We start from the raw sequence: 20,714 nt of genomic DNA, 5'->3' as shown, positions 1-20,714 counted from the left end.
GCCGGCCTGCTGCTGGTGTGGCTCACCGCCCGGGGCGTGACCCGGCCGATCCAGGGCGTGGCCAGCATGCTCAAGGACATCGCCAGCGGCGAAGGCGACCTGACCCGCCGCCTGGACTACGCCCGCCAGGACGAACTGGGTGAGCTGGCCGGCTGGTTCAACCGCTTCCTCGACAAGCTGCAGCCGATCATCGCCGACGTGAAACGCTCGGTGCAGGACGCCCGCGGCACCGCCGACCAATCCGCCGCCGTGGCCAGCCAGACCAGTGCCGGCATGCAGCAGCAGTACCGCGAAGTCGACCAGGTGGCCACCGCCTCCCACGAGATGAGCGCCACTGCCCAGGACGTCGCCCGCAGCGCCGCCCAGGCCGCCGAAGCCGCCCGCGGTGCCGACCATGCCACCCAGGAAGGCCTCGGCGTGATTGGTCGCACCACCAGCGCCATCGAGCAACTGGCCAGCGAAATGAGCGCGGCCATGGAAGAGGTGCAGGCGCTGGCCAACAGCAGCGAGCAGATCGGCTCGGTGCTGGAAGTGATCCGCGCCATCGCCGAGCAGACCAACCTGCTGGCGCTCAACGCCGCCATCGAGGCGGCGCGGGCCGGTGAGGCCGGGCGCGGCTTCGCGGTGGTGGCCGACGAGGTGCGCAACCTGGCCAAGCGCACCCAGGACTCGGTGGAGGAAATCCGCCAGGTGATCGAAGGCCTGCAACACGGCACCCGCGAAGTGGTCGGCTCGATGCACAGCAGCCACCGCCAGGCCCAGGGCAGCGTCGAGCAGGTGGAGCAGGCAGTGGTCGCGCTGCAACGCATCGGCGAGGCGGTGACGGTGATCACCGACATGAACCTGCAGATCGCCAGCGCCGCCGAGGAGCAGAGCGCGGTGGCCGAGGAGATCAACCGCAACGTGGCGGCGATCCGCGACGTCACCGAGTCGCTCTCCGGCCAGGCCGAGGAATCCGCCCAGGTCAGCCAGGCCCTGAACCGCCTGGCCAACCACCAGCAGGGGTTGATGGATCAGTTCCGGGTGTAGGTCGGGCGCGGGCGTAGGGTGGATGTCGCTCTTTACTTCCACCGGCGAGGCTACGTCCGGCACCGGTCCTGCGCTCTTCTGTGGGGGCGAATTCATTCGCCAAGCAGGCCGCAGGTCTGCCCTGGGAAATCCGAAACCAGCCGAACGACCCTCACCCCCGGCCCCCGCTCTGCGCCCCTGCCTGATCGCTTCGCGCTCAGGCGTTCATCGGCACCGGAAGTGGTGCTTCCGAAAGCGTGCCTCTTCACCCCTGAAGAGGAGAGGGGTGACGCTCGCCGGCAGCTCCGTGCCATCCGGCGAACACCTGACCTTGTGGGGGCGATTTCAATCGCTAAGCAGGACGCAGTCCTGCCCCGACGAACTCACAACGGGCGCACCACCCCACCCTCAAACACCCCCCTGGCGCCATCCGTGTCTCACCCTGGCATGCATTCACTTGCCGGCTCGCAAACTGCCGGCTAGCCTGCCCCACGGTCTGAACAAGGAACCCCTAGATGCTGAACATCGTCCTGATCGCCGGCTCCAGCCGCGCCAACAGTCAGTCGGGCAAGGTTGCCCGTTTCATCCGCCAGCGCCTGATCGAACTCGACAAGGCCAGCCCCAGCTCCTGCAGCATCATCGACCTCGGCCAGGGCCCGCTGCCGCTGTGGCCGGCAGAAGACACCGGCCCCTGGAGCGGATACCAGCAGCAATTGCGCGACGCCGATGCGGTGGTAGTGATCGCCCCCGAGTGGAACGGCATGGCCTGCCCGGCCATCAAGAACTTCTTCATCTACGCCAGCAAGGCAGAGCTGGCGCACAAGCCGGGTCTGCTGGTGGGCGTGTCCTCCGGCATCGGCGGCGGCTATCCCATCAGTGAGCTGCGCGCTTCCAGCTACAAGAACTGCCGCCTCTGCTACCTGCCGGAGCACCTGATCATTCGCGGCGTCGAGAAAGTGCTGAACGAAGTCGAGCCGGTGAGCGAAGACGACCAGCGCATCCGCGCCCGTATGGACTACGACCTGGATATCCTGGCGCGTTACGCCGAAGCCCTGAAGCCGGTCCGCGAAGCCATCGACATGAGCATCCCGGCCTTCGCCAACGGCATGTAAGCAACACAGTTGCAGGGGCGACGACAATCGCCCCTACAGCAACTGATGCTTGTGCAGCAGACGATAGAACGTCGGCCGCGACACCCCCAGCACCTTGGCCGCATGGCTGAGGTTGCTGCTGTAATGAGCCAGGGCGTCGCATAACGCCTGATATTCAGCCCGCCGCTTGTAGTCCTCCAGCGTGCCCAGCAGGGTCCCGTCCACCGGGGCGCTCTGCAGTCCCAGGTCATCCGCCTCGATGGGCCCATTCTCCGCCAGGGCATAACCCCGCCTTACCCGGCTGGCCAGCTCGCGCACATTGCCGGGCCAGCGGTGACGGACCATTGCCGCCAGCGCCTCCTCGCTGAAATGGCTGGGTCGTCGCCCCGCCTCCAGGCTGTAGAGATCAACGAAGTACCCCGCCAGCAGCGCGATATCGCCCTGGCGTTTGCGCAGTGGGGTGATCTGCAGGCGGTTCTGCTCCAGCCACTGGCACAGGCCAGGATGGAAAGTCCCCTGCTCCACCAGATCGCCCAGTTCCTCGCGGGTCGAAGCCAGCACCCGCACATTCAGGCTCAACACCTCGCCATCGGCATGGCGCAGGGTTTTGGAGCGCAAACAGTACAACAGACGTTCCTGCTGGCCAGGCGGCAACTCATGGATGGCGTCGAGGAACAGGGTGCCGCCATTGGCCGACGCCAGCTTGCCCTGGTGGCCGAACAGCAGGTTGGCGGTTTCCGCTTCAGGCAACACACCGCAGTTGAAACTGACGAATGGTCCCGCCACCCGTCGCGACATCCTGTGTAGCGTTCGCGCCACCAGTTCCTTGCCGCTGCCGCTCTCCCCCAGGATCAGCACGGGTTTCTCGCATGGCCCCAGGCGCGCCAGTTGCTTGCGCAGGTCCCGCAACGGCCGGCTCTGGCCCAGCAATTCATTCTGGTCGCCCCGGCGATTGCCGATGCCACGCAGGCGCGCAATGCCGAAAGCGCGTCCCAACAGGCCCTGCAGGCGCGGCAGGTCTACCGGTAGCGGCATGGCGTCGAAGAACCACTCGCCGATGAACTCATCCACGCCCGCCCCCACCTCGGTCAGCGGATCGATCAATGCGATCCATTCGGTGCCACTGCGGCTGATCAGGTGCTTGATCCCCTCCGCGCGTTCCAGGTGGTCGCCACGCAATCGCAACAGCCCGATGTCGTAACTGGCCGCCAAAGCCTCGTCCAGGTTCTGGCTGGACACCGTCCAACCAGCCTCTTCCAGGTGGGGTAGGATTCGCCGGCAGTGGTCGCAAGGGTCGACCAGCAGGAGGCGTCGCGGTGCGGAGGAGATGGCTTCCAAAGTGAACCTTCCTTGACGCCAAAAATTTGTATTGCCAATAAAAACAATAGTTTGGACGCGCCACTTGTAACGCTAGCAAGAACTTTGGCGCCCTATGGAATGTTTCTCTATAAGCGCAATTCTCCTTCGAACTTTGACCGCCACCGCCCTCGGCAATCGTCTCGACAGCGTTCCAATCCGGGCCAATACTCGTGCGATTCCTCCCCTGCCTTGCGGGGCCTGCCATGAACCTGCTTCTACGTGCGGCCACCCTCGACGATCTGTCGGCGCTGGTAGAGCTTGAGACGCGCTGTTTCGAGGCCACCCGCCTCGGCCGGCAACAGTTTCGCTGGATGATGCTGGAGGCCAATGCCTGTCTGATGGTGGCCGAGGGCGATGGCCAATCATTACTCGGCTATGCACTGGTGCTGTTCCGCCAGGGCAGCACCCTCGCCCGCCTCCACTCTGTCGCCACCGACCCGCGCGCCCGTGGCAACGGAATCGGCCAGCGCCTGCTGGACATGGCCGAAACCAGCGCCCGCGAACATGATTGCGCCTACCTGCGGCTGGAGGTCTGCCCCAACGATCGCGACGCCGTGGCCCTGTTCGAGCGCAATAGCTACGACCAGCTGGAGCTGCTGAGCGACTTCTTCCCCGACCACCGCGAAGCCCTGCGCATGGAAAAACGCGTGGTCCGGCATCCGCAGGCGCTGCAGCGCCCGGTGCCCTATTACCACCAGACCACCGAATTCACCTGCGGTCCGGCGTGCCTGCTGATGGCCATGGGCGCCCTGGACGGTGCCGTGCCCGGCGATCACCAGGACGAGCTGCGCCTCTGGCGCGAAGCCAGCAGTGTGCACATGCCCGGCGGCCACGGCGGCTGCAGCCCGCATGGACTGGCACTGGCAGCCTGGCGGCGCGGCTATCAGGTCAGGCTGCACCTGAGCGACAAGGGCCCGTTGTTTCTCGATGAGGTGCGCAATGCCGGCAAGCGCGAAGTGATTCGCCAGGCCCACGAGGACTTCTGTTCCGCCCTGGAGAACACCGACGTCGAACAGCACCTCGGTGAGGAACTGGACCTGCGTCCCGTGCTGGATGCCGGTGGCCAACCCCTGGTGCTGGTGGACGGCCATCGCCGCAGCCGCAGCCGGGCGCCCCACTGGGTGCTGGTCACCGACTGCGACCGCAACTTCATCTACCTGCACGATCCCAACGCCGAACGCAGCCTGCACAGGCGTGCGCAGGACTGTCAGCACATTCCAGTCACTCATCGGGAGTTCGAGCGCATTAGCCGTTTCGGCCTGGGGAAACAACGCGCGGCGGTCGTGCTCTATCCGCGAGGGACTTAGCACAATTACGTAGTAGCACCTTGCCAACACCCATAGCGATTGGCATAAGGTAGGAATTTTTCAGCAAGCTACAAGGAAGTATCTGATGCGCGTGCTTCGCCGTGTCCTTTGGCTGGTGCTTTTCCTCCTGCTCGCGGGCCTTGCGGTCGTCCTCTATTACGTCGCCAACCCCAACCTCCCGACCTACCAGGCGCCAGACCAGCTGCACTACCTGGATCAGTGGAGCGACCAGGAGCGCCAGACCTACTACTACACGCCACAAGGCACCACGGTTAAGGGCCTGCGCTACGAGTGGTTCACCGCGCTGGAACTGCCCTTCTCCCGCGACAAGTTCGCCCGCCCGGAATACCTGGCGCGCTTCGGTTTCCTGGTAGACCCGAAACAGACCGCCACCCCCCAAAACCCCGGCAACCTGCCGGTGGGCATGGCGCGTCACGAGGACGAGAAGACCGGCGTCCACTACCTCGACATCAGCTGCGCCGCCTGTCACACCGGCGAGCTGCGCTACAAGGGCCAGGCCGTGCGCATCGACGGCGGCGCCGCGCTGCACTCCCTGGCATCCACCGTGCCCACCCTGCGCGGCGGCGGCTTCGGCCAAGCGCTGGGCATGAGCATGGCCTTCACCTACTACAACCCGCTGAAGTTCAGCCGCTTCGCCGAACACGTGCTGGGCGAACGCTATCCCGAAGGCAAGGACGAGCTGCGCCGCGACTTCAAGAAAGTCCTCGACCGCCTGCTCGGCACCGCCTGGAACGATACCCATCGCGGGCTCTACCCCACCCAGGAAGGCTTCGGCCGCACTGACGCGTTCGGCCGCATCGCCAACAGCGTCTACGGCGACGCCATCAGCCCCGACAACTACCGCGTAGCCGACGCCCCGGTGAGCTACCCGCACCTCTGGGACATCTGGAAGTTCGACTGGGTGCAGTGGAACGCCTCGGCCATGCAGCCCATGGCCCGCAACGTCGGCGAAGCGCTGGGCGTCGGTGCCACCCTGCACCTGTTCCAGCCCGACGGCGGTGCTGTCCCGGAAGCCGAACGCTACGCCTCCAGTGTGCGCGTGCGCGATCTCCATACCCTGGAAGAAACCCTGAAGCAGCTCGCCCCGCCGCGCTGGCCGGAAGAAGTCTTCGGCAAGGTGGACCTGGCCCGCGCCAGCCAGGGCCGCGCCCTCTTCGCTGAGAACTGCGCCTACTGCCACGCCCCCCACGTGGTACCAGCGGACAAACGCATGGCGCCCGATCGGGACCCGGAGTGGCACATGCGCGTCGTGCCCATCGAAGAAATCGGCACCGACTCCACCACCGCCGACAACATCGCCGATCACCGCTTCGACATCAGCAAGCTGGGCTGGACCCGCGAGCAACTGGCCAAGCTGGATGTGAAGCTGTTCGACGGCAGTCTGGACAAGATCGACTTCAAGAGCATTTCCAGCGCCCAGGGCCTGGCCTACATCACCGCCTTCGTCGAGAACCAGGCCTACAAACAGGCCGGTATTTCCGGCGACGGGCGTGCCCGCATGGACGGCTTCGGCCTGCCCATCGGCGTGCAGGAGAAACGCGGCTACAAGCCCCGCCCCCTGGACGGCATCTGGGCCACCCCGCCCTTCCTGCACAACGGCTCGGTGCCCACCCTGTTCCAGCTGCTTTCCCCGGTTACCGAACGGGTCAGCCAGTTCCATGTCGGCAGCTTCGAGTACGACCCGAAATTCGTCGGCTTCCAGACCACCGCCTTCCCCGGCAGCTTCCTGCTGGACACCCGCATCAAGGGCAATGGCAACGGTGGCCACGAGTTCCGCGACGGTTGCCGCAAGAACGGCGTGATCGGCCGCGCCCTCTCCCCGGATGAGCGCCTGGCGCTGATCGAGTACCTCAAGGTGCTCGGCAACCCTGCGCTGGAAGGCCAGCTCACCCCGGTGGAACCCCGCCCCTGGACGCCCGGACCGTCCTGCGAGGGCTGAGCCCTCGCCAACACTGAAGCAGACAAAGGACACAAGCACTCATGCTCAAGCGTTTCTGGCTCTGGCTCGGCCGACTCCTCGGCAAGCTCCTTCTCTTCGTGCTGGTGGTCGGCGTGATCGGCTGGCTGGCGGGCGAGGCCTACTACGGCTGGAAGTTCTCCGGTCCGGTGCCCACCGAAGAAGTCATCCCCGCCGATGAAGCGGTGCAGACCCGCGCCATCATCGAGGACGCTGTCCGCATCGTCGAGCAGCACCGCGACAACACCCGCGTGCTGCGCGACGCCCATGCCAAGGCCCACGGTTGCGTGAAGGCGGAAGTCAGCGTCCTGCCGGACCTGGACGCCAGTCTGCGTGCCGGCGTATTCGCCGAGCCGGGCAAGACCTGGCAGGCGGTGATGCGCCTGTCCAACGGCAACGCGTTCCCGCAGTTCGACAGCGCGCGCGACGCCCGCGGCCTGGCCATCAAGCTGCTCGACGTGCCCGGCGAAAAGCTGATGAAAAGCCCGGTACACGCCAACGAACAGGACTTCGTGATGTTCAACCATCCGGTGTTTTTCGTGCGTGACGTGGCCCAGTACCGGCAGAACTTCAACGCCCAGGCCAACGGCCAGAAGGTCGGTGCCTTCTTCCCCAGCCTCGACCCGCGCAGCTGGGAAGTCCGTCACCTGATCATCGCCCTGAAGACCCTCGCACCGGCCCCGGACAGCCCGGTGAGCGCCACCTACAGCTCCATTTCGCCGTACAAGCTGGGCGAGGCGAACATCAAGTACCGCGTCATCCCCGACCCGCAGAGCTGCCCGCCCTACGAGTTGCCGGAGCAGAACACCGCCCTGCCCAACTTCCTGCGCAATGCTCTGTACCAGCAGCTGTCCCTCGACCGCGTGCCAGTCTGCTTCGCCTTCCAGGTACAGAAACAGAACGCCCAGCACTACATGCCGATCGAGGACACCAGCGTCGAGTGGGACGAATCCGTCTCCCCCTTCGTGACGGTCGCCACCATCAAGGTCCCGGCCCAGGACTTCGACAGCCGCGAGCAGAACGTCGCCTGCGACAACCTCTCCTTCAACCCCTGGCACGGCCTGCCCGAGCATCGCCCCATCGGCGGCATCAACCGGCTGCGCAAGGCGGTGTACGAGGCGGTGAGCGCCTATCGCCACGAGCGCAATGGAGCGAGCGACGCGACCACGCCTTGAGGCGAACCTTCCGCTTGTGGGGGCGAATTCATTCGCCAAGGGCAGCACAGCTGCCCCCCGTCCAAGGCAGGACGTTGTCCTGCATAGCGATTGAAATCGCCCCCACAAATCCGAAGCCCCTGCTCCAGCGCCATCCCCACCCATCAGCCCAGCCAGGCCACGCCCCACGCTGGTGCTAGCCTTTCTTGTTACCCGCCGAGCGCCCAGAGTCCGCCCGGTGCAGAGCCTACGGGCCAACCCTTCAATCGCGGAAAAAGCCCGAGGCCAGTCCGGCTGCCCGCCCCGTCTTCGCCAAAGAAGCCTGCTCCGGACAGCGATCCTTTACCGGTCACGGAGCCCAGACCATGGCGCAATATCGCGATGCCCTGCCGCAACTGGAGGGCGAGCTTTTCCTCACCGACGGTGGCATCGAGACCACCCTGGTTTTCCATGAGGGGATTGCCCTTCCTGATTTCGCGGCCTTCGTGCTGCTCAACTACCCGGACGGCCAGGAAGCCCTGCGCAAGTACTTTCGCGCCTACTGCGCCCTCGCCAGCCATTACGGCACCGGGCTGATCCTTGAAAGCCCGACCTGGCGCGCCAATCCCGACTGGGCCAGCCACCTCGGCTTCACCCCCCAGGGCATGGCCGAGGCCAATCGCCAGGCCATCGCCCTGCTTCAGGAGCTGCGCGGTGAAGTGGAAAGCGGCCGTACCCCGGTGGTGATCAGCGGCTGCATCGGCCCGCGCGGCGATGGTTATGTCGCCGACGAGGCCATGGACGAGTTTCAGGCGCAGCGTTACCACAGCGAGCAGATCGGCATATTCGCCGAGACCGCCGCCGACATGGTCACCGCCATCACCATGAACTACACGGAGGAAGCACTGGGCATCGCCCTCGCAGCGCGCGAGGCCCGCCTGCCCGTGGTCATCTCCTTCACCGTGGAAACCGACGGCAGACTGCCCACCGGCCAGACACTGAAGGAAGCCATCGAGCAGGTCGACAGCGCCACCGCCGCCTACCCGGCCTACTACATGATCAACTGCGCCCACCCCGACCATTTCGAAGATGTGCTGGTACCGGGCAGCCGTTGGGTGCAGCGCATTCGCGGATTGCGGGCCAACGCCTCGCGCAGGAGCCACGCGGAGCTGAACGAGGCGGTCGCCCTGGACAGCGGCGATCCGGAAGAACTGGGCGCCCAGTACGCACGGCTCCGCCAGCGCCTGCCGCACATCAACGTGATGGGTGGCTGCTGCGGCACCGACCACCGCCATATCGAGCAGATCGCCAAGGCGTGCAAGCCGTTGTTCCGCGCGGCCCTTTAACTCGAACTCTGTGGGGGCGACTTCAGTCGCTAAGCAGGACACAGTCCTGCCCTCCGCCTAGGGGGCTGCTGCGCGGCCCTTAGCGATTGAAATCGCCCCCACAAACAACAGGAGCGGCCGCTCGCAAACATCCCGTTGCACCTCCCCACCTCACTCCAAATACCCGAGTAATGGCCTCAACTATGCTGTAAGTGAACACGGCATGGCGGGAGGCCCTCATGATCCGCTGGCTGCTTGGCAGGCTGCTGTGCCTGGCCCTGCTCCTGCCCGGCACGTTGCTGGCCGCCGGGAGCGTCACCGTGCTGACCGTGGACGGCCCCATCGGACCGGCCACCGCCGACTACCTCACCCGTGGCATCGAACGCGCCGAGGCTGACAAATCGCAACTGGTCGTGATCCAGATCGACACCCCTGGCGGTCTCGACACCTCGATGCGCAGCATCATCAAGGCGATCCTCGCAAGTCCGGTGCCCGTCGCCAGCTTCGTCGGCCCCAGTGGCGCACGGGCGGCTAGCGCCGGCACCTACATCCTCTACGCCAGCCATATCGCCGCCATGGCACCGGGCACCAACCTCGGCGCGGCGACTCCGGTGCAGATCGGCGGCATGCCAGGGCAGCCGGAGGGCGACAAGCCCACCGGTGACAAGGGCGAGAAGAAGGACGACAAGACCGGCGTAAGTGGCAATGAGGAAACTCTGGCCCGTAAGCAGGTCAACGATGCGGCTGCCTATATCCGCGGCCTGGCGCAATTGCGCGGACGCAATGCCGAGTGGGCCGAACAGGCGGTGCGCGAATCCGTCAGCCTCTCCGCCACCGACGCAGAACGCCTGAAGGTAGTGGACCTGCTCGCCAATGACATACACGACCTGATCGCCAAGGTGAATGGGCGGACCTTTGAAATCGCCGGGCAGAAAGTCACCCTGGTCACCGTCGGCGCACCACTGGTGCAGCGTGAGCCGGACTGGCGCGCGCAGATTCTTGCAGTGATCACCAACCCCAGCGTCGCGCTGATCCTGATGATGATCGGGGTCTACGGCCTGATCTTCGAATTCTCCAACCCCGGCAGCGGCGTCGGCGGCGTGATCGGCGGCATCTGCCTGATCCTCGCCCTGTATGCGCTGCAACTGTTGCCGGTGAACTTCGCCGGCATCGCCCTGATCCTGCTCGGCATCCTATTCATGGCGGCCGAAGCCTTCATGCCCAGCTTCGGCATCATCGGCTTTGGCGGCATCGCCGCCTTCGTGGTCGGCGCCGTGATCCTGATCGACACCGAAGTACCGGGCTTCGGTATCCCCCTGTCGCTGATCCTCACTGTGGGGCTGTCCAGCGGGCTGGTGATCTTCGCCATCATCGCCATGGCAGTGCGTGCACGCCGGCGGGCGCTGGTCAGCGGCGACGCCGGGCTGGTGGGCAGCCAGACCGTCCTGCTCGACCTGATGGCGGGCGACCCGCGCAGCGGCTGGGTGCAATTGCAGGGCGAGCGTTGGCAGGTGCGTAGCGAAGCCCCATTGAGGAGTGGCCAGCGCGTACTCGTGCTGGCGCGCAATGGATTGTTGCTGGACGTGAAGGCGGATGAAGGTCCGCCCAAAGGAGACTGAACATGGCCTTTCCGCTGAGTTTTGCCACCCTCCTGTTCCTATTGATCGTGCTGGCGGTTTCGGCCATCCGCATCTTCCGAGAATACGAGCGCGGCGTGGTGTTCCAGCTCGGGCGCTTCTGGAAGGTAAAGGGACCGGGGCTGGTGCTGATCATCCCGGCCATCCAGCAGGTCGTGCGGGTGGATCTGCGCACCGTGGTGCTGGACGTGCCTCCCCAGGACGTGATTTCCCGCGACAACGTCTCGGTGAAGGTCAACGCGGTGGTCTACTTCCGAGTGCTGGACCCGCAACGCGCCATCATCCAGGTGGAGAACTTCCTCATGGCCACCAGCCAACTGGCCCAGACCACCCTGCGCGCGGTGCTCGGCAAGCATGAGCTGGACGAGATGCTGGCCGAGCGCGAACGCCTCAACGTCGATATCCAGCAGGCCCTGGATTCGCAGACCGACGCTTGGGGCATCAAGGTCTCCAACGTCGAGATCAAGCACGTCGACATCAACGAATCCATGGTCCGCGCCATCGCCCGCCAGGCCGAGGCCGAGCGCGAACGCCGGGCCAAGGTGATCCACGCCGAAGGCGAGCTGCAGGCCTCGGAGAAACTGATGCAGGCAGCGGAGATGCTCAGCCGCCAGGATGGCGCCATGCAACTGCGCTACATGCAGACGCTCGGCTCCATCGCCAACGACAAGACCACCACCATCGTCTTCCCCCTGCCAGTGGACTTGCTCGGAGGCATGGCCAAGGGTGGGCGAAAGGACCAGGAAAGCTGACGACATTCCCGAGACAGCCTGCTTTACCCGCAATTTTCAGGGAGATTCCCTGAAAACCCGCCACTATTCGGCGGGGGCGCAATGGCCGGGTTTCTACACTTGTTCAAAGGACAACAAGAACCCTGGAGGTCGCCATGCGTATCGGAGTGCCGAAGGAGATCAAGAACCACGAATACCGGGTCGGCCTGACCCCGCAATCTGTGGCCGAATTGACCCGCCAGGGGCATGAAGTCTGGGTGGAGACCAGGGCAGGTGCCGCCATCGGATTTTCCGACGAGGACTACCAGGCCGCCGGCGCCAGGATTGCCAGCAGCGCCGGTGAGGTCTTCGAGCAAGCCGAACTCATCGTCAAGGTCAAGGAACCCCTCACCCAGGAGCGCGCGCGCCTGCGTCCGGAGCAGACCCTGTTCACCTATCTCCACCTGGCCCCGGATCGCCCGCAGACTGACGAGTTGATCGCCTCCGGCGCCACCTGCATCGCCTACGAGACCGTCACCGACAGCCACGGCCGCCTGCCCCTGCTGGCGCCCATGTCGGAAGTGGCCGGGCGCATGTCCATCCAGGCCGGCGCCGGTTGCCTGGAAAAAGCCAAGGGCGGTCGTGGCGTGCTGCTGGGCGGCGTGCCCGGTGTGGCGCCGGGCAAGGTCGTGGTGCTGGGCGGCGGCGTGGTCGGTACCCATGCGCTGGCCATGGCGGTTGGCCTGGGCGCCGATGTCACGGTGCTCGACAAGAGCATGGACGCGCTGCGCCGGCTCGACTCCCTCTACGGCAATCGCATCACCACCCTCTATTCCACCCACGGCACTGTGCGTGAGCAGGTGCTGGCTGCCGACCTGGTGATCGGTGGCGTACTGATTCCTGGTGCGGCGGCACCCAAACTGGTCACCGCCGAAATGGTGGCGCGTATGCAGGAAGGCGCGGTGCTGGTGGATGTGGCCATCGACCAGGGCGGCTGCGCGGAAACGTCGCATGCCACCACCCATGCCGAGCCCACCTACGTGGTGGATGGCGTGGTGCACTATTGCGTGGCCAACATGCCCGGTGCGGTGGCGCGTACCTCCACCCTGGCGCTGAACAACGCCACCCTGCCCTTTGTCATCGCCCTGGCACAGAAAGGCACACGCAAGGCGCTGGAAGACGACATGCACCTGCGCCACGGCCTGAATGTGGCGAAAGGACGACTCACCAACGGCAGCGTCGCCGCCGCACACCACATGGACTACGTGCACCTGGAGGAGATGCTCAAGCAGCTCTGACGGACCTGTAGGGGCGAATTCATTCGCCAAGCAGGCCTGCCCAAACACAACCCAGCAAAACCAAAGAAGGCGCCCAAGGGCGCCTTCTTCATTCATCAATCCAGCCTCAGCCGCAGCTGAACTGTTTCACCACACCAAGCTCATCGACATCGATGTTCAGGCGGCGGGAGTTGTAGTCCATGGTGATCGGCTGGTGGGGGCGCAGCACACGGGCCATTTCGGCGCCGGACTGGCGCTTGGCCTGCTCGACCAGCGCGGTATCGGCATTCTTGCCCACCAGGGCGGCCACGGCGGCGCTATTGCAGGTGCCGGAGAGCGACGCCTCAGCGGCAGGTGCGGCAGCGGCTGGAGTCTCGGGCTTGTCAGTCGAGCTGCAACCAGCCAGGAGCAGGCCGGCAAGGGCGAGACTGAGGGAAATCGGTTTGAAGTACATATTGGGTCCTCTACTAAACGAACATCCTGGCGTGCGCCTGCAATGGCGTTGTGCATCGCGGCGGGGCTCCTGCCCGCGAGCGCACAGCCGGTGCATTCTATCCTCTGCCTTTGACTCCGGTCAGTCAGCTGCGGCCTAATGCCCCGCTCCTGAAACCTGCCGAAACACTCCATGTCCCGCACCCCGAGCATACGCCCCAGCACCCTCCACCTGCCCCAGGGCGATTGGAGCACGGTGCTCGACTGCCTCTGCGACCGCTTCCCTGCCATTCCCCGCGAAACCTGGCTGGAACGGATGGAGACGGGCAAGGTGACCGACAGCGAGGGCAATCCGCTCAGCCCGGCGCATCCCTATCAGGTGGCGATGCGGGTGCACTACTTCCGAGAAGTGAAGGGCGAGAAGGCCATTCCCTTCGAGGAAACCGTGCTGCATGTCGATGAGCACCTGGTGGTGGCCGACAAGCCACACTTCCTGCCGGTGATGCCGGCCGGCGAGTACGTCGAGGAAACCCTGCAGGCGCGCCTCACCCGGCGCCTGGGCAATCCGCATCTGGTGCCGTTGCATCGCATCGACCGCCACACCGCCGGTCTCGTGCTGTTCTCCGCCAACCCGGCCAGCCGCAACATCTACCACGCGCTGTTCCGCGACCGCGAGATTCACAAGCGCTACGAGGCCATCGCCCCTGCCCTGCCCCATCTGGCGTTTCCGCTGCTGCGGGAAACCCGCCTCGGCAAGGGCGAGCCGTTCTTCCGCATGCAGGAAATCGAGGGTGAGCCCAATACCCGAACTCGCCTGAACGTGCTGGAAAAAAACGGCGACCTCTGGCGCTACGACCTTGAACCCATCACCGGCAAGCAGCACCAGTTGCGGGTGCACCTGGCGTCCCTCGGCGCGGCCATCTGCAACGACGGGTTCTACCCGGAACTGACCGACAAGGGCGGACCTGACGACTATCGCCGCCCCCTGAAGCTGCTGGCCCGCAGCCTCGAATTCGATGACCCCATCAGCGGCGAATCGCGCCGCTTCGACAGCCGTTTACGCCTGGACTGGTAACCCCATAAACCGCCGCGACCCTTGACGGCGAATATGACAGCAATAATATTACAACCGTAATTCAAGCAGGATATTGCCTGGCTGGAAGGCTCGCGGTTGTCCACTAGGCTTCTGCATTCCCCTTACGACTTTTGCATCGAGGTGAACTCATGAGCGCATACGACGTGGTAGTGATCGGCGGTGGGCCGGGCGGCTACAACGCGGCGATCAAGGCTGGCCAGCTGGGCATGAAGGTGGCCTGCGTCGAAGGCCGGGAAACCCTGGGCGGCACCTGCCTGAACGTCGGCTGCATGCCCTCCAAGGCCCTGCTGCATGCCTCCGAACTCTATGAAGCGGCGTCCGGCAAGGAGTTCGCCACCCTGGGTATCCAGGTCAAGCCCAAGCTCGACCTCGCGCAGATGATGGCGCAGAAGGCCGAGAGCGTGACTGCCCTGACCAAGGGCATCGAGTTCCTCTTCCGCAAGAACAAGGTGGAATGGGTCAAGGGCTGGGGCCGCATCAACGGCGCCGGCAAGGTGGTGGTGACGGCCGCCGACGGTCAGCAGCAGATCCTGGAAACCCGCCACATCGTCATCGCCACCGGCTCCGAACCCACGCCGCTGCCCGGAGTGACCATCGACAACAAGCGCATCCTCGACTCCACCGGCGCCCTGTCGCTGCCGGAGGTGCCCAAGCATCTGGTGGTGATCGGCGCCGGCGTGATCGGCCTGGAGCTGGGCTCGGTCTGGCGCCGCCTGGGGGCCCAGGTGACGGTAGTGGAATACCTCGGCCGCATCTGCCCCGGCCTGGACGATGAAACCGCCAAGACCCTGCAACGCGCCCTGACCAAACAGGGCATGACCTTCAAGCTCGGCTCCAAGGTCACCAGCGCCAAGTCCGGCAAGGCCGGTGTGGAACTGTCCATCGAACCCGCCGCCGGCGGCTTGGCGGAAACCCTCAAGGCCGACTATGTGCTGGTAGCCATCGGCCGCCGCCCCTACACCGAAGGCCTCGGCCTGGAAACTGTCGGCCTGACCACCGACACCCGCGGCATGCTCGCCAACGAACGCCACCAGACGCCGGCTCCCAATGTCTGGGTAATCGGCGACGTCACCTCCGGCCCGATGCTCGCCCACAAGGCCGAAGACGAAGCCATCGTCTGCATCGAGCGCATCGCCGGCCAGGCGGCCGAGGTGAACTACAACGTCATCCCCAACGTGATCTACACGCGCCCGGAAGTGGCCAGCGTGGGCAAGAGCGAAGAACAGCTGAAGGCCGAAGGACGCCCCTACCGTGTCGGCAAATTCCCCTTCACCGCCAACAGCCGAGCCAAGATCAACCACGAAACCGAAGGCTTCGTGAAGGTATTGGCGGACGAACGCACGGACGAAGTGCTGGGCGTTCACATGGTCGGCCCGAGCGTCAGCGAGATGATCGGCGAGTACTGCGTGGCCATGGAATTCTCCGCCTCGGCCGAAGACATCGCCCTCATCTGCCACCCCCACCCGACCCGCTCCGAAGCCCTGCGCCAGGCCGCGATGGATGTGCACGGAGCAGCGATGCAGGCCTGATCCCGAGGGATACCTGAACCTGTGGGAGCGAATTCGCTCCCACGTGGACTGGACACCACTCGACCCGCCTCAACGGCGGGTTCTATTTGCCCGCACAAAACACCCGCGCACTCCCGTAGGTTGGCGCAGAGCGAAGCGAAGCCCAACGAGCGGTAGTCTGATCAGGGAAGACGTTGGGGTTGGCAGGCGGGTTCGCGAGAGGTTAAAGGCGGTTCTTGAGGTGGGTTAGAGGACCAGCTCGCTGCGTTGAAGCCTACCCGCGGATCAGACTTGCGCCCGGTCCTGACAAGCCGGGACGACGCGTCGTGCGAGCAATCAGGTCTGCGCCACGCGGGAGCGCCGACAGACCGTACGTCAAAGCAGGTTCCAAGGCCGGTTACAAGGGCTATAACTACGAAAAACAAAAGGTAGATCACTCAGGATAGGCCCTCCAGAGGCAGCGTCAGGGAAACTCTGGAGTCCTGTCGGTATCAGGAGTACGGCGAGCGTGCGCAAAGCTTGCTTGGGGCTACCGTCGGCAACGACAGTCCCAGTTGGTATTTCCCGCTTGCCCGGGTCAAGGCCCCCCAGGCCTGATCGGCGCCTGCGGCGCGGAGCGATGTGATGAGTTCCAGAGCATGGCGATGGGCTCGCAAGAGCCTTCTTGGCTGCATCGAGCTGGCCTTACTGGTCGCTCCACTGTGCGCCAGCGCCATGTTCAAGTGCCAAGCCAGGGACGGAACCATCAGCTACACCAGCCAAGCCATCGCCAGCGCCCGCTGCACTCTCCTGGATGGCAAGGCGGGCGCCGCTGCCGGCGCCAAGGCGATGGCCCTGCCAAGGCTTGCGCGGGACGACAACTCAGGCGCGGTGCGGATTCGGGTATACACCTTCGTCCACAAGGGTATTCGTCAATATGTGAGCCGGCGCCCCGTTGGAATCTCCGCTCGGGTCGATGTCCTTGAGCTCTATTACATCAAGGGCTGCTATCTGTGCATGGCGCCGAAGGATTTCAAGGTCGCCTCACTGCGCCTGGACACCCGTTCCTATCGGCGGGAGATCGAAGCCGCTTCGGGTCATTACGGGGTCGACAGGGCGCTGGTTCGTGCAGTGATACATGCCGAATCGGCGTTTCGCCCCAACGCCATTTCCCAAGCTGGGGCCCAGGGGCTTATGCAATTGATGCCCGCCACCGCCGCGCGATTCGCCGTGGACAATCCGTTCGACGCGAGACAGAACATTCGTGGCGGCGTGCGCTACCTGGCCTGGCTGCTCAAGCGCTTCAACGGCAACCAGGTGCTGGCGTTGGCAGGTTACAACGCCGGCGAAGCGTCCGTGGTCGAGTACAACGGGGTGCCTCCCTACGCCGAGACGCAATCCTACGTCACCCTCGTGCAGTCCTTGACCGAACGCTATCGCAACCATCGCTAGTACCGTTCAAGGGTGCATAACCCGGAATAGGTTACACGCCGCCCCCTCCACGGAGGATAGCGCTGGCGCGTTATCCGCCCTACGCAAGCAATCAGATTCTGCGCTCGATCAATACGCCGGGCGGGGAATGGCTCAGCCGAACTGCCACGCACCGGTAGCTATCGACCGATTCTGTTGAAAAAGCCATTGGTGCTGCCCCCATATCGGTGAGGAGATACGCCATCAATGTGGGAAGGACTTAAGCGCGCAAATAGACCTACCTCAGGCACGCGGGCGATGCACCTCAAGCTACTCGCTCCCGGCCAGCACTTGTGTGAGGCGCTCAGCCGCAAGCGCGAGAAAGCAACGCGTCTTTGCAGGCAATCTTCCCTGACGCGCATAGAGCAAGTTCACCGGGGATGGCGTGGGCTCGTACTCCCTCAATAGGCGGACCAGTGAGTTCTGTGCAAACTGGGAAGCGGCCTGGTAACACAGCACTCGGGTGATACCGAGGCCGCTCGTAGCGGCGGCCACGGCCGCATCGGCGGTGTTGACGGTCAAGCGAGAGCGAATCGGCACCCGCGTCGTGCCCTTCGAGCAGGAAAACGACCACGCGTGCGATGACGAGAGTCCTGCGAAGGTCACGCATTCGTGGGCGCGCAGATCGGACGGGGTCTTCGGCGTCCCATGCTTCTCAAGATACGCAGGACTGGCGCACACGACCCTGGTGATCTCGCCCACCTGTCTAGCCGTCAAGCCGCTGTCGGGAAGGGACCCAATGCGCACGGCCACATCGATGTTCTCTTCAAGCAGGTTCGCGTTGGAATCGCTGAGCACCAGGCGAACGTTGACATCATCGGACTGACTCAAAAGCTCCATGACAATCGGCAGCACATGATGGCGCCCAAACATCAATGGTGCGGCGATGACCAACTCGCCCCGCGGGCTCATGTTGCCCCCGATCGCCGTGCGTTCGGCTTCGGCCACACGATCCAGAATCTCGCGAGACGCGACCAGGTAGTCACGACCCGCATCAGTTAAGGTCAGTTGCCGCGTCGATCGGGTCATCAATCGCACACCAAGGTGAGCCTCCAGATCAGCAAGTTTTCGGCTGACCGAGGGCAGTGGCATCTGCAGTCGCCGCCCGGCGGCCGAAAGGCTTCCTTCATCCGCTGCTGCGACGAAAACAGCCATGGCTTCTATCCGATCCATATTCTCACTTTCCGAGATACTGACTCTTAAAGTGCGATCCTAGTTCTCCGTATTGAGAGTGTCTACATTGCGCTGGCCGAGGTTCTCTCGGCATCGCACAGCACTCCCGACGAATTGGAAAACTTGGAAAACTTCAATGACGGACAAAACATTGCAGCTTGATGGTGAGCTGATAGACCTGAACGCCGATGCGCCAACCAGGTGGAGCCTGGCCACCTGGTTCGCAGTCCTTTCAATGGCGGCCACCAGCTTTGCATTGGTGTCAGCCGAGTTCCTGCCGGCGGGCCTGTTGACGCCAATGGCGCGCGATCTCGGCATCAGCGAGGGAACGGCGGGACAGGTCGTCACTGCCACGGCTTCTGTTGGCGCCGTGATGGCCCTATTGAGCAATGTTCTCATCGGCAGATTGAACCGCAAGACGGTGCTGATGGGTCTCAGCGCCTTGGCGATCATCTCCAACATTCTTGCGGCTGTGGGGACGGAGTTCTGGCAAGTATTGTTAGGTCGGGCCGGGCTGGGCATTGCCCTCAGCGGTTTCTGGGCGCTTTCGTTTGCCGTCGTAGCGAGGCTGGTGGGCACCGATGCGACGGGGCGGGGGATGGCTATGGTCACCCTCGGTGTTTCGCTCGCCACCATTGCCGCACCGTCGATGGGTGCATTGATTAGCGACTGGCTGGGCTGGCGCAGCGCCATGGCCATGACGGCGGGGCTGGCCGCACTTGCTATGGTGCTTCAGTGGCTCGCCCTGCCGGCATTGCCTGCAACTACAAGCAACAGTCTTGCCGACGTCCTGCGGCTGACACGCCGACGTGGCATCCAACTCGGCATGCTGGCCATCCTTTTGCTCATGACGGGGCATTTTGCGGGATCGGTCTATTTGCGCCCGTTCCTCGAACAGGTTACGCACCTTGCAACCGGGCCGATTGCCCTGGCGCTGCTCGGTTTCGGTATCGCCGCTGTGATTGGCAATGTTGTCGGTGGCCGCATGGCCGATGCCAATATCCACATGGCCGTCACGACCACCGCTGTCTTAATGGCGTTTGCGGCGCTCGCTTTGGTGCTTTGGGGCGTGCGCTTCGACGTTGCCTTCGGCTTCGCCGCGCTGTGGGGGTTCGCCTTTGGCATGGCGCCGGTGGTGCTTCCGATCAACCTGTCCCGTGCGGCGCCCGACGCGCTGGAAGCAGCGGGGAGTTTGATGATCACCTCCTTCCAGGTCGCCATCACTATCGGCGCGGTTGTCGGCGGCTACGTCGTGGATACCTATGGCGCCATGGGGCCCTTAACGCTTACCGCTAACCTTGCCGCGTTGACAGTTGTGCTCGCCCTACTACAGCCCCGCAGCTAATCCTTGCTGCTACGTGGGGTAGAGCAGCCAGACATCATCACCAAGGCGAAGTTGCCGATTGGGCGGAGGGTGTTGTGAGTTAGGGGCTGATGTTGTGGGGCGGCTTTATTCGCGACTGAAGTCGCCCTCACAACAGACGGGGCGGACTGGGGCAACTCCGTCCCGCCGACCTCTTTAGCTCGGACTGAACCGTAGGGTGCGCTGTGCGCACCGACTTCAGGAAGAGCTTCGGCACCACGTCAAACCGCCGGTGCGCACGGCGCACCCTACCGGATCGGCCTCATCCTGCCAGCCCGGGCAGGCGCTGACCCAACGCGCTGCAGTGAGATCGAGAAAGGCGATCCACACCGAAGCAACGGATCGCCCCCTCACACCTCTGCCCCCCTGTCCTAGAGCGCCGGCGTGGAGAAGCTGGCGCTGGCAGCGATCAACTGGCCTTGGCCCACGTTGTAGGTCAATTGAAAAGTGGCCAGCACCGACTCCGTGGCCGCAGACTTCTTGGCGTTCGCTGGCGAGATGGGGAACGTCAGCTCCACCACGTCGGTCGGGATGAGTAAACGGAGCACCTGGTTCTCGCCATGAACCAGAAAGAGCGTCCCACTCTGCTGGCCGACGCCGGTCGCCTCGATAAAGTCGATGAGCAGGAATACCCCCGGCGGCGCGCCCGGGTCGTCATCGACGAACGCGGTGGAGATGATGCGCGCGACCCCGTTGATGTCGATGTCCTCGGTTTTGCCCGCCAAGGTGCCGGCGATGGTGACCGTCCGCACATCCTCGCGACGTTCGAAGCGGCGCGAGGAGGCAGCGCTACTGGACTCCAGGACTGCCACCAACCCGGCGAATGCCAGCAGCGCTGGCGGGATTCTTCCGTGCATGATGTTCATGC

17 protein-coding genes are annotated in these 20,714 nt (G+C 64.4%); 13 read left to right on the top strand and 4 right to left on the bottom strand.

The genetic code is table 11. The features are described from left to right. Positions 1-1,029: methyl-accepting chemotaxis protein (locus E8F06_RS17705; RefSeq protein ID WP_280365293.1), on the top strand; the 1,029-nt coding region annotated here is incomplete at its 5' end. Positions 1,030-1,523: 494 nt separating this feature from the next. After that, positions 1,524-2,120: an NAD(P)H-dependent oxidoreductase gene (locus E8F06_RS17700; RefSeq protein WP_280369628.1), complete on the top strand. Its 597-nt coding sequence runs from the start codon at positions 1,524-1,526 to the stop codon at positions 2,118-2,120. 33 nt (positions 2,121-2,153) lie between these two features. Here the strand turns inward: E8F06_RS17700 and E8F06_RS17695 are convergent, their stop codons facing one another. After that, entirely contained in the window at positions 2,154-3,428 is a 1,275-nt protein-coding gene (locus E8F06_RS17695; RefSeq protein ID WP_280369630.1) for a sigma-54 dependent transcriptional regulator, read from the bottom strand. 233 nt (positions 3,429-3,661) lie between these two features. Between E8F06_RS17695 and E8F06_RS17690 the strand changes: the two genes are divergently transcribed. From E8F06_RS17690 to ald, 7 genes are all read left to right on the top strand, one after another. After that, the gene (locus E8F06_RS17690; protein ID WP_280369626.1) at positions 3,662-4,765 is read left to right on the top strand and encodes a GNAT family N-acetyltransferase/peptidase C39 family protein; all 1,104 of its coding nucleotides are present in this window, start codon (positions 3,662-3,664) and stop codon (positions 4,763-4,765) included. Positions 4,766-4,850: 85 nt separating this feature from the next. Further along, the gene (locus E8F06_RS17685) at positions 4,851-6,725 is read left to right on the top strand and encodes a di-heme-cytochrome C peroxidase (RefSeq protein ID WP_280369624.1); all 1,875 of its coding nucleotides are present in this window, start codon (positions 4,851-4,853) and stop codon (positions 6,723-6,725) included. 41 nt (positions 6,726-6,766) lie between these two features. Continuing rightward, positions 6,767-7,918 (top strand): catalase family protein, encoded by a 1,152-nt coding sequence (locus E8F06_RS17680; RefSeq protein WP_280369622.1) that lies wholly within the window; start codon positions 6,767-6,769, stop codon positions 7,916-7,918. Positions 7,919-8,262: 344 nt separating this feature from the next. Next, a complete protein-coding gene (locus E8F06_RS17675) occupies positions 8,263-9,222 on the top strand; it encodes a homocysteine S-methyltransferase family protein (protein ID WP_280369620.1) in 960 nt (319 codons plus the stop codon). Between the two features lie 218 nt (positions 9,223-9,440). Then, entirely contained in the window at positions 9,441-10,820 is a 1,380-nt protein-coding gene (locus E8F06_RS17670) for a nodulation protein NfeD (RefSeq protein WP_280369618.1), read from the top strand. Between the two features lie 2 nt (positions 10,821-10,822). Continuing rightward, the gene (locus tag E8F06_RS17665) at positions 10,823-11,590 is read left to right on the top strand and encodes a slipin family protein (protein ID WP_280369617.1); all 768 of its coding nucleotides are present in this window, start codon (positions 10,823-10,825) and stop codon (positions 11,588-11,590) included. A 134-nt stretch (positions 11,591-11,724) separates the two neighbouring features. Next, positions 11,725-12,846, top strand: coding sequence for an alanine dehydrogenase (gene ald, locus E8F06_RS17660; RefSeq protein ID WP_280369615.1), 1,122 nt, complete (start codon positions 11,725-11,727; stop codon positions 12,844-12,846). Positions 12,847-12,952: 106 nt separating this feature from the next. Here ald and E8F06_RS17655 read toward each other — a convergent pair whose 3' ends face one another. Next, positions 12,953-13,279, bottom strand: coding sequence for an I78 family peptidase inhibitor (locus E8F06_RS17655; RefSeq protein WP_280369613.1), 327 nt, complete (start codon positions 13,277-13,279; stop codon positions 12,953-12,955). Between the two features lie 171 nt (positions 13,280-13,450). Between E8F06_RS17655 and E8F06_RS17650 the strand changes: the two genes are divergently transcribed. The 3 genes from E8F06_RS17650 (at position 13,451) to E8F06_RS17640 (ending at position 17,292) form a co-directional block, all read left to right on the top strand. Beyond that, complete coding sequence (locus E8F06_RS17650; protein WP_280369611.1) at positions 13,451-14,332, top strand: pseudouridine synthase; 882 nt, start codon at positions 13,451-13,453, stop codon at positions 14,330-14,332. 149 nt (positions 14,333-14,481) lie between these two features. Beyond that, positions 14,482-15,882, top strand: coding sequence for a dihydrolipoyl dehydrogenase (lpdA, locus tag E8F06_RS17645; RefSeq protein WP_280369609.1), 1,401 nt, complete (start codon positions 14,482-14,484; stop codon positions 15,880-15,882). 603 nt (positions 15,883-16,485) lie between these two features. Beyond that, entirely contained in the window at positions 16,486-17,292 is an 807-nt protein-coding gene (locus E8F06_RS17640) for a lytic transglycosylase domain-containing protein (protein WP_280369607.1), read from the top strand. Positions 17,293-17,580: 288 nt separating this feature from the next. Here the strand turns inward: E8F06_RS17640 and E8F06_RS17635 are convergent, their stop codons facing one another. Continuing rightward, positions 17,581-18,465: a LysR family transcriptional regulator gene (locus E8F06_RS17635; protein ID WP_280369605.1), complete on the bottom strand. Its 885-nt coding sequence runs from the start codon at positions 18,463-18,465 to the stop codon at positions 17,581-17,583. Between the two features lie 154 nt (positions 18,466-18,619). On the opposite strand from E8F06_RS17635, the gene E8F06_RS17630 reads away from it, so the two are divergent. Then, entirely contained in the window at positions 18,620-19,828 is a 1,209-nt protein-coding gene (locus E8F06_RS17630; protein WP_280369603.1) for an MFS transporter, read from the top strand. A 389-nt stretch (positions 19,829-20,217) separates the two neighbouring features. Here E8F06_RS17630 and E8F06_RS17625 read toward each other — a convergent pair whose 3' ends face one another. Continuing rightward, positions 20,218-20,712, bottom strand: a complete 495-nt coding sequence (locus E8F06_RS17625) for a hypothetical protein (RefSeq protein WP_280369601.1) — start codon at positions 20,710-20,712, stop codon at positions 20,218-20,220. Positions 20,713-20,714 lie beyond the last annotated feature (2 nt).

Origin of the sequence: Pseudomonas sp. BN411 (assembly GCF_029871235.1) — a bacterium.
Classification (GTDB): domain Bacteria; phylum Pseudomonadota; class Gammaproteobacteria; order Pseudomonadales; family Pseudomonadaceae; genus Metapseudomonas.
The sequence above is the reverse complement of the archived record's forward strand: the minus strand, read 5'-3'. Positions and strand labels throughout refer to the sequence as shown.

What these genes read in the sequence shown, in the direction of transcription:
- E8F06_RS17665 (WP_280369617.1), top strand. Translation starts at nt 10,823, where the DNA reads ATGGCCTTTCCGCTGAGTTTTGCCACCCTCCTGTTCCTATTGATCGTG.
- E8F06_RS17625 (WP_280369601.1), bottom strand. Translation starts at nt 20,712, where the DNA reads ATGAACATCATGCACGGAAGAATCCCGCCAGCGCTGCTGGCATTCGCC.
- lpdA (WP_280369609.1), top strand. Translation starts at nt 14,482, where the DNA reads ATGAGCGCATACGACGTGGTAGTGATCGGCGGTGGGCCGGGCGGCTAC.
- E8F06_RS17630 (WP_280369603.1), top strand. Translation starts at nt 18,620, where the DNA reads ATGACGGACAAAACATTGCAGCTTGATGGTGAGCTGATAGACCTGAAC.
- E8F06_RS17685 (WP_280369624.1), top strand. Translation starts at nt 4,851, where the DNA reads ATGCGCGTGCTTCGCCGTGTCCTTTGGCTGGTGCTTTTCCTCCTGCTC.
- E8F06_RS17655 (WP_280369613.1), bottom strand. Translation starts at nt 13,279, where the DNA reads ATGTACTTCAAACCGATTTCCCTCAGTCTCGCCCTTGCCGGCCTGCTC.
- E8F06_RS17690 (WP_280369626.1), top strand. Translation starts at nt 3,662, where the DNA reads ATGAACCTGCTTCTACGTGCGGCCACCCTCGACGATCTGTCGGCGCTG.
- E8F06_RS17650 (WP_280369611.1), top strand. Translation starts at nt 13,451, where the DNA reads ATGTCCCGCACCCCGAGCATACGCCCCAGCACCCTCCACCTGCCCCAG.
- E8F06_RS17680 (WP_280369622.1), top strand. Translation starts at nt 6,767, where the DNA reads ATGCTCAAGCGTTTCTGGCTCTGGCTCGGCCGACTCCTCGGCAAGCTC.
- E8F06_RS17670 (WP_280369618.1), top strand. Translation starts at nt 9,441, where the DNA reads ATGATCCGCTGGCTGCTTGGCAGGCTGCTGTGCCTGGCCCTGCTCCTG.
- E8F06_RS17640 (WP_280369607.1), top strand. Translation starts at nt 16,486, where the DNA reads ATGAGTTCCAGAGCATGGCGATGGGCTCGCAAGAGCCTTCTTGGCTGC.
- E8F06_RS17700 (WP_280369628.1), top strand. Translation starts at nt 1,524, where the DNA reads ATGCTGAACATCGTCCTGATCGCCGGCTCCAGCCGCGCCAACAGTCAG.
- E8F06_RS17635 (WP_280369605.1), bottom strand. Translation starts at nt 18,465, where the DNA reads ATGGCTGTTTTCGTCGCAGCAGCGGATGAAGGAAGCCTTTCGGCCGCC.
- E8F06_RS17675 (WP_280369620.1), top strand. Translation starts at nt 8,263, where the DNA reads ATGGCGCAATATCGCGATGCCCTGCCGCAACTGGAGGGCGAGCTTTTC.
- ald (WP_280369615.1), top strand. Translation starts at nt 11,725, where the DNA reads ATGCGTATCGGAGTGCCGAAGGAGATCAAGAACCACGAATACCGGGTC.